At 64.5% G+C, this 13,261-nt stretch carries 10 protein-coding genes and 1 pseudogene; 7 read left to right on the top strand and 4 right to left on the bottom strand.

The genetic code is table 11. The features are described from left to right. Positions 1-881: 881 nt before the first annotated feature. Positions 882-1,322 (top strand): annotated as a pseudogene (locus J2851_RS35120) (transposase); the annotation flags it as partial. Positions 1,323-1,455: 133 nt separating this feature from the next. Here the strand turns inward: J2851_RS35120 and J2851_RS35115 are convergent. Further along, positions 1,456-2,613: a tyrosine-type recombinase/integrase gene (locus J2851_RS35115; protein ID WP_209773953.1), complete on the bottom strand. Its 1,158-nt coding sequence runs from the start codon at positions 2,611-2,613 to the stop codon at positions 1,456-1,458. Positions 2,614-2,904: 291 nt separating this feature from the next. Between J2851_RS35115 and J2851_RS35110 the strand changes: the two genes are divergently transcribed. The 6 genes from J2851_RS35110 to J2851_RS35085 all read left to right on the top strand — a co-directional run bounded on the left by J2851_RS35110 (position 2,905) and on the right by J2851_RS35085 (position 10,785). Next, complete coding sequence (locus J2851_RS35110) at positions 2,905-4,041, top strand: hypothetical protein (RefSeq protein ID WP_209773951.1); 1,137 nt, start codon at positions 2,905-2,907, stop codon at positions 4,039-4,041. Positions 4,042-5,097: 1,056 nt separating this feature from the next. Continuing rightward, complete coding sequence (locus tag J2851_RS35105) at positions 5,098-6,018, top strand: hypothetical protein (RefSeq protein ID WP_209773948.1); 921 nt, start codon at positions 5,098-5,100, stop codon at positions 6,016-6,018. 379 nt (positions 6,019-6,397) lie between these two features. Continuing rightward, entirely contained in the window at positions 6,398-7,276 is an 879-nt protein-coding gene (istA, locus tag J2851_RS35100; protein WP_209773946.1) for an IS21 family transposase, read from the top strand. Positions 7,277-7,391: 115 nt separating this feature from the next. After that, positions 7,392-8,906, top strand: a complete 1,515-nt coding sequence (gene istA, locus J2851_RS35095; protein ID WP_209773945.1) for an IS21 family transposase — start codon at positions 7,392-7,394, stop codon at positions 8,904-8,906. Positions 8,907-8,916: 10 nt separating this feature from the next. Further along, the gene (istB, locus tag J2851_RS35090) at positions 8,917-9,672 is read left to right on the top strand and encodes an IS21-like element helper ATPase IstB (protein ID WP_209773944.1); all 756 of its coding nucleotides are present in this window, start codon (positions 8,917-8,919) and stop codon (positions 9,670-9,672) included. Between the two features lie 153 nt (positions 9,673-9,825). Then, positions 9,826-10,785: an HD-GYP domain-containing protein gene (locus tag J2851_RS35085; protein WP_246501139.1), complete on the top strand. Its 960-nt coding sequence runs from the start codon at positions 9,826-9,828 to the stop codon at positions 10,783-10,785. Positions 10,786-11,313: 528 nt separating this feature from the next. Here the strand turns inward: J2851_RS35085 and J2851_RS35080 are convergent. The 3 genes from J2851_RS35080 to J2851_RS35070 all read right to left on the bottom strand — a co-directional run. After that, positions 11,314-11,721 carry a hypothetical protein gene (locus tag J2851_RS35080; protein ID WP_209773943.1) on the bottom strand — a complete coding sequence of 136 codons (408 nt, stop codon included), beginning with the start codon at positions 11,719-11,721 and terminating at the stop codon, positions 11,314-11,316. Positions 11,722-11,826: 105 nt separating this feature from the next. Further along, positions 11,827-12,711, bottom strand: a complete 885-nt coding sequence (locus J2851_RS35075; RefSeq protein ID WP_209773942.1) for a hypothetical protein — start codon at positions 12,709-12,711, stop codon at positions 11,827-11,829. 244 nt (positions 12,712-12,955) lie between these two features. Further along, positions 12,956-13,261 (bottom strand): hypothetical protein (locus J2851_RS35070; protein ID WP_209773941.1); only part of this gene is annotated, 306 nt, incomplete at its 5' end.

The raw sequence follows: 13,261 nt of genomic DNA, 5'->3' as shown, positions 1-13,261 counted from the left end.
CGGCGGCGGACGGCGTGCGCCAATACAACCCTACGCTGAGTACCTCCGCTCGGCGACCAGACCGCTCGTTACCCTGGTGAATAAAGGCGGCTAGAATCCCGCCTGAAGGAGCGCCTTACTTCGGTGCACGCCGCACACTGCAGCGCCATGTGGGAGGGTGTTCTCACGGCTGCAAAGAGTACCGCCCGTGATTCACAACCTCAAGCACATCTGGGGCATTGGTACCGCCGCGCCCAAGTACTGACACATGGAAGCCACGGGTAGTTGGTGAGGGAGCGTAGGCGGTCCGGTGTGGCGGTGAGGGCGTTCCAGGCATCACAGCAGGCTTGGACGACGGCGTCGTAGTCGTTCAAGAGCCGGTGGGAGAGGAAGCGCTCTCGCAGGTACAGCCAGACGCGCTCCACGGAATTCAACTCGGGGGGCTGGCCGCTCCCCGGCGACCGGAATGAGGTTCGATGTGTTCAGCCTCACGCCAACACCGATCAGGAGAACGACCATGGATCTCCATGTAGGACTGGACGTCTCGCTGGACATGACCTCGGTCTGCGTGGTCGACGGAGCCGGCAAGGTCGTGTGGCGGCGGTGTTCCTCCACGCGGGACGCCATCGCCGTGTCAGTGCCGATTGGATACTGGTCCATCCACATTCCCGATACTGCTGACGAATTCAAGAGGTGCGCGCGAACTCACAGCCCGTTTCGAAAGTTGTCGCTGACGAGGGTGAGGGTCTGACGTAAAGGCTGTTGGCAGGGAACACACACCCTACCGGAGGCCGCCGATGTGGACGCCCGAGGACCGCCGGCTGGTTGGCGATTACGGCGCCGGGGGAGTGTCCGGAATTCTGTGCTTCGCGGGGTTATCCTGACATGGAGGGAGACCCGCCATCGCCCGACGCAAAGAGCCTGTCATCTGGGATGCGATCCTTGACCAGCTGCTTGCAGGAGCTGGCGCCAAGACGGCCTTCGATCAGAACGGCTTGCTCGACCAGCTGAAGAAGGCGCTGACGGAGCGAGCCCTGAAGGCGGAGTTGGATCATCACCTGGCCGGTGACGAGAGCGGAAACCGTCGCAACAGCTACGGCCACAAGACGGCGATGACCGACGGCGGCTCGCTGGGCCGGTCCATCCCCCGCGACCGGACCGGGACGTTCGATCCGGCGCTGATCGGTAAGTACCAGCGCCGCTTCCCCGGCTTCGACGAGAAGATCGTGTCGATGTATGCGCGGGGCATGGCGACGCGGAAAATCACCGGGCACCTGCGGGAGCTCTACGGCATTGAGGTGTCGGCCGACCTGATCTCCACGGTGACGGACGCAGTGATCGAGTGTGAAGCAGCACGCAGGTAGGGGCCCAAGGAATCTCGTGCTTTCAGCACGTTACTATGCCGATCGGCGTCAAAACTTGCTGCCGATTCACGCTCGCTCCTGAGTGTGGCCTTGCCCCCACTGGTGCGCGCCGTCAGTTCGCGTCCGGCTTGCGGCGGAACAAGCGCTCGGTGGGGTTGTCGCGCCAGCGGTCGGCGTGGCGGATGTACTTCAGCGCGACGTCGCTGCTCTGGTGCCCGGTCTGCTCCATGATTTTTTTGAGCGACGCCTCCTCCTCGGCGGCGGCGGTGGCGAAGCCGCTGCGCAAGGAGTGGGCGGAGAAGCGGCTGCCCAGGCGCTGCGCCACCTCCGGCCCCTGGGTCCAGCGGATCAGGTCCGCGTCGGTCTCGCCGATGGCCTGGCTGGTCTCGCGCACCACCCGGTCCACGCTGCGGTCGGAGAGCCGGCCGCCAAACGCCCCGCCCTTCCCCACCGACACGAACAGCGGCGCGTCGGCGTCCTCCACGCTGTAGACGGCGCGCCAGCGGCGCAGCGCCTCGACCGGGCACACCGCCGGGTCATCGGCGGCCCAGATCGCCGCGGTGCGACCGCGCTTGGTCTTGCCGCCGCGGATGGTCACCTCGAGCCCGCGCCCCGGCACGACGACGACGTCCCCGACGTCGAGCCCGACCAGCTCGCTGCGCCGGGTTGCGGCGCCGAAGCCGAGGGTGAGCAAAAGGGCGTTCCGGCGGCCGATGGCGCTGTCTGGCTGGGCCGTCACCAGCCGCCGCAGCAGGTCGGGCAGGATCGGCGCGGCCTGTTTGACCTTGCGCCGGGCCTGCAGGGCGGCGACGCCGGCGAGCTGGTCGGCGATCAGCGGGTGTTTGGCGTCGAGCGAGCGGCCGGCGAGGCGGTGGGCGAGCAGGATGGCCGAGAGGTGGACCTTGAGCGTGGGGAGTGCCAGGCGTTCGGAGGCTTTGGCGAGGTACATGCCGACGACCCGCGGGTCGGCGCCGAGCGGCGCGAAGCCGAGGCTGACGGCCCAAGCCTGGTAGGCAACCCAGGCGGCGCGGTAGGCGCGTTCGGTGTTGCGGCTGTAGCGGGCGGCGACGGTGCGGGCGGCGGCCTTGGCGAGGCGGGTGATCTCGATGATCTGGTCCGCGGAATGCGCGCCGGGCAGGAGGAGGTCGTCGAGGATCTTGGATTCGATCACCACACCCGTGTCGTCGGGGGCGGCCGTCACAACGACGGAGCGGACCAAGTCGGCTGCGCGGGCGGCGGCATGGTCATCGGCGGGCGGGCTGGGCGGCATCGGGTCGGCTTCTCCTTTCGGGAGAGGATACGATCATGCTTACTCGTTTTTCAAGACCGACAACCGCGCTTGTCGGACACAATCCGCCGACGTGGGCTCTAGCGCCGCAGCGTCCAGGCCGCCCGCGGCCGACGGCACCGGCCAACGCCGGCAAAGACAAGGATTTCCGGGCGCCGGCCCGCCGCCGCGCCCGCGGCACCCCGGACCCGTTCACAGGGAATTCACTGACATGAAGTATTCTGCTAGTTTGCTTCCAAATGGGTTACAGGGATCGTGCCGAAAGGATTGATCGTGCTGGAGTTTTCCGCCCTCGAAAAGACCGATCCTGCCGCCCGCGCCGCCGCCCTTGAGCGCGCCGCCCTGGCCGTCGCCCGCCTCGATGCCACCCTGGACGGCCATCCGCTGCTCCCCGCCTGGCAGCACTGGGTGCGCCTGGAGGCGGTGCGCGCCCACGCCGGCCTCGACGGCCACCGCGTCGACCCGCAGCGCCTCGCCGCCTTCCTCGAAGGGCTGCGCCTGCGCGCACCGGACACCGCGGTCCCGCACGAACGGGGCGCCGACCTCGACGCACTCTCCCATGCCCTGCGCCTCTATGGTCTGATGCTCGCCGCCGCCGACCGCCGCCCGGCGCGCGAGCTTGACGAGACCACCGAGGCCCCGGAGCACCGTCGCCTCGCCGAGGACGCGCTGTGGGCGTTGACGCAGGCCGCCCCCGGCGCCCGCCTGCCGGCGCTGGCGCGGGCGATGCGGGCGTGGCTCGTCGCCGACCGCCCGCGCGGCGCCGTGCGCGCCGCCCTGCCGGTGGCGCTGCAGGCCACCGGCGTGACGAAGGCCCTGCTGCCCATCCTCGCCGGCGCCGACACCCTGCGCCCGGACAGCCCGACGGACGCGGACGGCTGGGGGCTGGCCTTCGCCTGCAGCCTGGAGCGCGAAGCCACGGAGGGCCTCACCATTCTCCGCCGGCTCGAGCACACTTGGCGCGGCGCCCGCGCCGCCATCGGGCCGCGCCGTTCCAACAGTCGCCTGCCCGCCGCCGTTGACCTGCTCGCCGCCGCCCCGCTGCTCGGCCCGGCCCGGCTGGCCAGCCTGCTTGGCTGCTCGCTGCGTGGTGCCGGGCTGATGATGGAGGAGCTGGTGGCCTGCGGCGCCGCCGTCGAGGTGACCGGCCGCGGCTCGCACCGTCTCTACGGTCTGCCCGGCACCGAGGGCATCCGCGGCGAAACCGCCGGGCCGCGCCGCCACGGACACCGGCGGGGACGGCCGCCGAAGATCGCGGTGCCGGAGCCGATGGCCGCGGTCGAGCCGCCACCGCCGCCGGTGCCCGCCCGCCTCGAGCGCCTGGAGGTGGATTACACGGCGCTGGACGCTCTGCTCGCCGACACCAGCCGGGTCGTCGAGCGCGTGCAGGCCATTCTGAAGAAGCGGTAGGGCGGGAACGGATCGCGCAGCTGCCTATGCACCCTCCGTGCTCACCGAGCGCGCATCTTCTGTATGGGGTCTGTTCTGTGGAGAGATTCGGCTCTGTATCGCGGATATCGCCCGTGAAACGGCCCCGTTGTCGCTCCGGACACACGCGGTGCATCTCCACCGGGAATGGAGGGGCTTCCTGGCCTGACAACCGAGCGCGCCAGGCGTCAAGGTTCGCATCGCCTGGATCCTCCAGGTCGGCATCAGCAGGCTGTGCAGCCCACTTGGCCTTCCGCATCGTCCGTTCGGCCTCCCCGGTTCTTGATCTGGCGTGTCAGCCCAAACTCGACGTGAAGACCCACGCCTGAGGGGATCTGCCATCGCCGGGCACGCCCCCTCACTGGGCCTGGTGTGGACTGCATAACCGGAAAGGTGGCCGGGGTGGGAGCGGCCAGTTGGCACCGATGCGGACGCCCAGGATAAGACCCACGGCTGGCCCCCGCCGTTCAGCCCGGGTCGGGCGCCGGGACCATGCATCGCGAAGGCATCAGCGTTCGCGATGCATTGGCACCCCGGAATCCCTGCCGCTCCAAACATTTAGGTGGAAGACGCGCTGCAGGGCGCTTCCGCATCGGCATGATGCGTCGTGCCCGCCCCGTCCAAGGCACCCCATAACCCCGTACATGTCACCCCGTCGGCGACTGTCCCTCCGCACACGCGATCCCGTAACCCCGTACTTTTCACCCCGACACCCCGTCTCCGTCCAGGATTGGTGCGGGGTTCCGGCTCTCTGGAATCTTAGAACAGTATATTCTTGAACACGGGAACGAAGTTCCCGCCCCAGGGGGCGCGGTCCGGAACACCGGGCCTACGATCGGTTTTCGTGCCCTGGTCCCACCGCTCCGATTGGCCGCCCCCGACCATCCCGGATCCCCATGGTGCACCAGCAAAAATTTTCTGAAATTATCGGTGCCAACCCCTTCCCTGCGCAAAATCGGTCCATATCGCGACGGCAGAGCGGTCCACCCGCGGAACGACCCGAGCCCGAAACCATCCCGACCTACCTGAGACGCCCCGATGCTCCTCACCAAAGACACCGCCGTTGCGCAGCCGTTCCACCCTGGCCCGAGTGGACGCCGGCATCCCCTCGATAACTCCCTGATCCGCCTGGCCGACGCGCTGTCCGAGGGCGCGGCCTGGAACGACATCAGCGTGATCGCCCCGGTCAGCGGCGCGCGCAAGGCCGTGCTGTCGATCTCGTGGTGGACTGGCCGCAAGACGAGGCCCGCATCCTTGGAGACACGGCTTCTGATCGCCGACGTCGACTGGGAAACCATCCAGACCGTCGCTTTGGACGCCGCATGGCTGATGGGGGCTTGGAACGTCGTGCGTTACGACCATCCGCCGCGCCGGGTGGGCGGCGCCTCCTCCCGCGTAGCCCCCACTTTCGAGGAGGCCACCCACCACGTCGCCGGCCTGACCGGCGCGCCCGGACCGCTCGAAACCAACGACAACGCCGTGGACTTGGCCGAAGCGGCCGGGCGCACTGGCTGGTCGGAATGGGCATGGCTGCCTCAGTGGCGTGGTCCGGCTTTGCGCGGCCTCGGACAGGCGCCGGATCTGACGGTTGCCCCTGACCGGCGGCGCTCCACGCCGTTGCCGGCGTTCACTTGGCCGCCGCGCTTGGTCCACACCCTGCACCGGGCGGACATCACGCTCGGAACCAGTCGCCTGGGCCCCAACGCCGTCGTGCGCATCGGCAAGGCGCTTTATGGGGATCACGCCAACTGGCGGACCGGTTTGGCTGCAGGCCTCGGAGTGCCGCTCCACACCTTGGAGCACTGGCTGACCGAGGGGGAGCACCTCATGCCAGCCCCGGTGGCCAGCCTCCTGTTGGCCGCAGAGCCGTTGTCGGCCCGGCTGGCGATGGCTGAGCAGCCCCGGGGAGCGCTCATCGCGCAGCGCATGGTGGCGTTGGCCAGCGGCACCGAGCAATAGGGACGCGACTCTCGGACGGGCGGGCGACGCCGGTGGGAACCACCCTTCCCCACCAGCGCACACCCCGCCGCCCTCCCCAGTGGATCGCTGGGGAGGGCGAGACCATGCGCACCGGCGTGGTGGGGGCCGTTCATCCAGAACGGTAGCCGTCGAGGACTCCGGGAGAAATGGGGTTGCACCACGGTGAACGGGCCGGGCAAGGCCTCCGATGACGATGGACAGAAGGTCGCGTCACGAAGTTCTGGCGAAGGGTTCGGATTCGGTGACTGTGCTATCGAAATCCGGCCCACCGTGCTGATGAAATTTGGCCCCCTGCCCCGATCGTGCACCGTTCCTTTCCAGCGACAGCTGGAGGGGCGACATGGACAGGAGACGGAAGGTGGAGCTCTTCGAACAGCTACGGCGTGAATACGAGTTTGGCGTCGGTACGGTCAAAGGCGTGGCCCGGAAATTCGGCGTCCACCGACGTATGGTGAGACAGGCTCTGGCGAGCGCGATCCCGCCGGAGCGCACCTATAAGGAACGCGTCAAGCCGGTGCTGGGGCCGGTCGCCACGTTCATCGACAGCATCCTGGAGGCTGATCGCCGCGCCCCGCGCAAGCAGCGTCACACGGCGCGTCGGATCTGGAAACGGATCCGCCAGGAGATGCCGGAGGTGGCCGCTGCGGAGAGCACGGTGCGCAACTACGTGCACGAACGCAAACGCGCGTTGGGTCTGATCAGCCGGGAGACCTTCGTGCCGCAGTCCTATGATTGGGGACAGGAGGGCCAGGTAGACTGGTATGAGGCCTACGCTGATCTCGACGGCGAGCGCCTCAAACTGCAGGTCTTCTGCATGCGGGCGATGGCCAGCGGTGGCGCCTTTCACCGCGCCTACCGACATGCCACCCAGCAGGCCTTCCTGGAGGCACACGAGCATGCCTTCCATTACTTCGGCGGGGTGTTCAGAGTGCTGCGCTACGACAATCTCGGCAGCGCGGTGCGCAAGGTGCTGCGCGGGCGGCTGCGTGAGGAGACGGAGAGGTTCATCGCCTTCCGCTCACATTGGCGCTTCGAAGCGCAGTTCTGCATGCCGCAAGCCGGGCACGAGAAAGGCGGGGTTGAGGGCGAGAACGGACAGTTTCGGCGCAATCATTGGGTTCCGGTGCCGTGCGCCGGCGATCTCGCCGTGCTCAACGAGGTGCTGCTGCTGGGCTGTGCATATTTCGGCGGAAAGCACCCAGTAGGAACGGCGGAAAGCGCCCGGGCAGAACGGTGAAAGCGCCCAGCCGTTTCGGTGAATTCGCCCACCCGTAGGGGTGGTGGTGTCGGGGTCCGAACCAGCCTTTGGCATCCCTATGATTCTTCCACGGCACAGGCCAAGGAGGATCGGGATGCCCCGAACGAGGTCGGACATGCGGCGGATCAGAGAAGTCCTTCGTCTGCGGGATGAGTTTGGCGCCAGCCAACGGCAGATTGCCGATGCCTGCCGGCTGCCGCGCAGCACCGTGCGCGATTACCTGGAGCGGTTGCGGGCCTCCGGGCTGCGGTACGCGGATGTGCTGGGCTGGACGGACGTCGAGTTGGAGGAGCGGCTGTTCCCGCCTCCGGTCACGTCGGCGCGCCCGGTACCCGACTGGCGGCACATCAGCCGTGAACTCAGCCGCCGTGGCGTAACGCTGCGGCTGCTGTGGGAGGAATACCTGGAGGTCCATCCCGGCGGCTATCGCTACACCCAATTCGTCCAGCATTTCCGGGCATGGCAGGGTGCCCATGCCGAGCCGCGTCTGCGCCGGGAGCATCGGCCGGGGGCGGCGATCGAGGTCGATTACGCCGGGATGACGCTGAGCGTCGGGCTCGGCGCCGAGGCGCAGCAGGCCCAGGTGTTTGTCGCCTGTCTGCCGTATTCGGGCTACGTCTATGCCGAGGCGACCTGGACCCAGCAGGCGGAGGAGTGGCTGGCCTCCCACGTCCGGCTGTTCGAACATCTGGGCGGCGTGCCGGGCAAGCTGGTGCCGGATAATCTCAAGGTCGGCGTCAGCCACGCCTCCTTCTACGATCCGGCGATCAACCCGGCTTATCACGATCTCGCCCGGCACTACCGCACCGCCGTCCTGCCAGCACGGGTGAGGCGCCCACGCGATAAGCCCAGCGCCGAGAACGGTGTGCAGCAGGTCGAGCGGCGGGTGCTGGCTCCGTTGCGCGATACGCTCTTCGCCACGTTGGACGCCGCCAACGCAGCCTTGCGCGACAAGCTGGCCGCCCTCAACGCCGCTCCCTTGAGCCGCAGGCCACAGGACACGCGCGCCGGCCTGTTCGCCACCGAGGAGAAGCCGACCCTGCGCCCCTTGCCGCCGGAACGTTTTGTGCCCGGCACCTGGGCTCGCCACAAGGTGCCGCCCGACTATCATCTCGCCCTCGACGGCGGCGTCTACTCGGTGCCCCACACGCTGATCGGCAAGATGGTCGACGTGCACAGCACCGCCGGCGTCATCAGCGTCTTCCTGCGCGGCAAGCGGATGGCCTGCCATGTCCGGCGGCAGGATGGCGCCACCGTGACGCTGGACGCCCATCGCCCCGCCAACCACCGGGCCGTCGCCCGCTTCACCCCCGACGCCATCCAGGCCGACTTGGCCGCCATCGGCCCGGCCGCCGCGTTGCTGTTCGCGCGCATCCTGGCCGGCGCCGATCATCCCGAACAGGCGGTGCGGGCCGGGATCGGCCTGATCCGCCTGGCCGCCACCCATGGCACCGACCGGCTGGAGCAAGCCTGCCAGGCGGCCCTGGAGGCCAATGTCGGATCCTACCGCTACGTCCAGCGCTGGTTGGCGGCGCCCCCCGCCACGGCGGCGGACACGGCCGGTGCCGGCGAGCACGCCAATCTGCGCGGCCCTTCCTACTATCACTGATGGAGACACGATGATGAAGCACGTCAACCACGAGCGGTTGCGCCAGTTGCGTCTGTACGGCATGGCCAAGGGGCTGGAGGCGTTGGAGCGTCTGCCCGACCGCGGTCAACTGGCTTTCGACGAGCAGTTGGGCACCTTGATCGAACGCGAGGCGGCGGAGCGGGCCAACACCGCGCTCGCCAGCCGGCTGAAACGCGCCCGGCTGCGCCAGACTGCCTGCCTGGAGGACCTCGACCTGCGCACCCCGCGTGGGCTCGATCGCGGTGTTGTGCGGGAACTGGCCACCGGGCGATGGGTGAAGGAGAATCGGCCGGTTCTGATCACCGGCCCGACCGGGATCGGCAAGACCTGGCTGGCCTGCGCGCTCGGCAACCAGGCGGCGCGGGAAGGCCACAGCGTACTCTACACCCGGCTGACCCGCCTGCTGGACGATCTGGCCACCGCCCGCCTGGACGGTTCGCTCGCCCGGCTGCTGCGACGGATCGCCCGGCTCGACCTGCTGATCCTGGATGACTGGGCGATGACCGAGCTGACCGCGGCTCAGCGCCTGGACCTGATGGAGGTGATCGACGACCGCCACGACCGGGCCGCAACCATGCTGGCCACCCAAGTTCCCGTGGCCAACTGGCATCGGCTCATCGGCGATGCCACTTACGCCGACGCCATCCTCGACCGCCTCGTGCACCGGGCCTACCGCATCGACCTGCATGGCGACTCCATGCGCCGCACCAAGGCCGATGCCGCCAGCGAAACCCCCGACACCTAAGGCCGGTGCTTGGCAACCAAACCCACAACCTTCATAACGTAAATCCAGGGTTCGGCCCCGGCACCCACCAGCTTCCGGTTCAGGTGGGCGGTTTCGCCGAAACGGTGGGCGCTTTCAACCGAAACGCCTGGGCGAATTCGCCGAAATACGCAGTTGCAGAAGGGGTTTCGCTCCCGGTATGTCAGCCGCATCCACTGGCAGGGCAACCTCTATGGCTTCCTCTTCCTGAACTCGAAGGAAGTTGGGTTCTTCACCAAGGAGATCGTGTCAGCTCTGACGCCCCACCGGCGGCTCATCGACCTCCTCGTGGTGTCAGAGATAACCAGCACGCGCGCAATGTTGGCAGCCGTCCATACGGCCCTGCAAGTCAGTCACTACCGGGACGAGGAAACCGGCGCTCACCTCGACCGCATGAGCCGCTATGCTCATCTGGTGGCGACGAGGGTCGCGATGAAGCACGCTCTCACGGACGAGTTCGTGGAGTATGTACTGCAATACGCGCCGCTGCACGACGTCGGCAAGGTGGCGGTGCCGGACAGCATCTTGCTTAAACCGGGCAAGCTCTCCGCGGACGAGTTCGAGGTTATGAAGACCCATGTGGTCAAGGGTCTGGATATCATCAACGCGATCATCCACGACCATGGTCTTGGAGCACTTCCGCATGCGACCATTCTACGCAACGTGGTGGCCTACCATCATGAGGCGTTCGATGGTTCGGGCTATCCGCACGCACTTTCCGGCGCGGCCATTCCGCTGGAAGCCCGCATCGTAACCGTGGCCGATGTGTTCGACGCGTTGACGTCCGAGCGCCCGTACAAGGATGCGTGGACGAACGAGGCCGCGGCGAGTTATCTCCGGGAGCAGGCTGGCCGAAAGTTCGACCCGGACTGTGTCGAGGCGCTGCTCGCCGACATGAGCGCCATAATCACCATTCAGCGGCAATTTGGCGATATGCCCGAAGGGGAAGCGGGACGCTTGCTATCAGTCGTATCACCAGCGCGAACCGAAGGCCCCGCCCAATATGGAGACGCCTCGATAGGGTACCCGTCCGCATCACACCTCCAACGCTCCCATACGCCGAGATCTTCGATTGACGGTGTGCTTCCCTTGTGACGAAGGATCGCCATAAACTGTCGGATCAGAAGCTGGGAGGCAACCGTATCGACCAGTTGCCGCATCTCGGAATCATGCAACGAACGTAAAAAAGACTGAATTGTTGGAGAATTTAGAGCACGTCTCGCTATATGTTCCACTACAGACAAACTGATCATTTCGTCCGGAAATTGTGTAATCCAAATTAGCAATAATGTCTGCGGGTCGCTGACCCGATGATCGACTGTGCGCGTCGCGCTATCCATCAGAAACTCATTCTTGTTAGGGTTTGTCGGAATTCACCTGGGCGGTAGCTAACCGGTCGATCAGGGAAGCGGATGTTGGTCATCTCTGGCGTCCCCAGATCGTTGGCCGCACGCAGGCGACCAACGACCACGACGAGGTGAGCAGCGTCGGCCTTCCTCGGGACTGGCGCGGCCATTATTGACAAGCCAGATGGCACCTAAGCTGGATGCTGTCACGAATTCAATTTCCGAAAGCGTCTCAGCTGAATAGTGCTCCCTAAAAACAATCCGCTGTAAGTTCTGACTATTGGACCACAGGTGTGATTTTCTCCTTGTCGAACTTGGCGAGGCCAGATGCAAGGCGAATTGCGAAGTCAGTGAAACCTGCAATCTCTATCGTGCTTAGTTCGTAGCTGGTGCTTTGAACTCGCTTCATTGCGTCACTCCATTTGTCGTCCCATTCTGTTCCGAGACAAAGCAAAGCATGGACTTCGATCTGAGCCATCCGCTTCAGTGCTGCCACGGCTTCTAGAAGATCATACCAGCTTGGAATTTTTCCCAGAGCTTCCAAATGGCTAAAACTTAAGGCATTTTGCTGCTCAGGTGTAACGTCGAGGACTTTGCTCTGCCACAGCTCAAGTCTGATGCGAGCATGGGCTTCGCCTAATTCTATGAGGTTCTTCAACTCTTCGCGGGAAACAGCGCATAACATGGGCAAACCTCCTTGCTGGGAATTATTTGAACAGTACTGTTAGTGAAGATCGCTAGCAACACCCAAAAGGTCACCATCCAAGCGTCGCGCACTTGGCGCCCGCCTTTACATATTCGGATATCGCAAAGCTACAATTTTCGTTGATTCCAGCGAATGGACGCTTTTCGAATTGTTGCTGAGTTGATCTATAATGCTTTGCGCGTGGCCATCGCCGTATACAACAAGAACATTGGCCCCCGAGTGTCGTGCGATTTCCTCAACGACTATGGCTTCTCGCGCCCTTGTGGCGTCAGGCGGGATCCACTCCAGAGCCATTTCACGGATGGGGAGGGCCATCAGTAGGTGAGCTAATGCACTTACTCTATCTTTCCAAAAATCATGAAGACTTTCAAACTGGGTGATAAGGTTCGGTTCTACGACATCGTTACTCGCTCTCTGAATTGGCAGCGTTTCCAAGGTGCAGTCGGCGGTTGGCGTTTGACGAGACAGACTGGCTGCCTGGCGTTGACAGGGCTCAACGACGTGATCAGCGTCGGAATTATGAGGCGCGATATGCAATCTACTAAGAAGTTCTTTCAGTGTGAGATCAGCGTTGATCACGAGAGGACCATCGGCCGGCAGGAGAAAGCGATTGTCCTGAATGGTTGCGCCGCTACCAAGGATCTTTAGTAGCGGCTGAAACGGGTGCAGGGGAGTAGACAACTTACCAGCACCCGATTGAGGCTCGTCCTTCAATTCCTCATAAAGTATTATCCACCCTTCACGATATCGCTGATCAATATATTGTTTGATATCGTTGTAGAACGCGTCGGATGCTACGTGAACCATTCCTTGTATTACAATGACTCTCCCGTTTTCTGTAAAGGACGTGCGACTGACAGTGACTGGAAAGGCGCCAGCCACGAATGGAAGCGCATAAACACTTAGGCTTGTTGCAAGCACAGTGAAAGTGATGGTATATATCGCGTACTTGGCGAAGCTTTTCAGCATCTTTTTCACCGATGATTAAATGGGGGAGGGGCGTTTAGTTGGCATCCGTCATGTCTTGAGCGATGATAAGCTGTGAATGTGCCGTAGTTCTGATCATTGTTACTTCTATATATTATACATGATATTAGCGGTGGGACGAAAGGGGAGGGCGTAGCAAATTGATAAATGCGTAGAATAAATGGACCCCGGAGACAGCATGTCGCCGGGGTCGTGTGCCTGATTGGTTTATCACTCAATGCCTAAGTTAACTTAGCATGGACTGGTAACGGCTAATCCGCGCTTGGGTTGCTCGCAGTTCATTTGCAACGTCTTCACGGAATACCCTGGCGAGCAGTGGGACCTTTCGATCCAGCTCGGCCATATCCTCCAGTTTCAAATTCAGCTCACAAGCCCGATCTTCTGCGAGGCTCATGCACCGGGTGATATAATCTGCGTCTCGGATCATGGTGACTACCCCCACGCTATTCATAGTGCCCTCACTGGGCTGATGGCGCTGCAACCGTGACGAGTCGGATTGCGGGGCAGATAGCTTGAGGCGGGCATGTGGCGG

The organism is Azospirillum rugosum (assembly GCF_017876155.1).
GTDB lineage: Bacteria > Pseudomonadota > Alphaproteobacteria > Azospirillales > Azospirillaceae > Azospirillum > Azospirillum rugosum.
The sequence above is the reverse complement of the archived record's forward strand: the minus strand, read 5'-3'. Positions and strand labels throughout refer to the sequence as shown.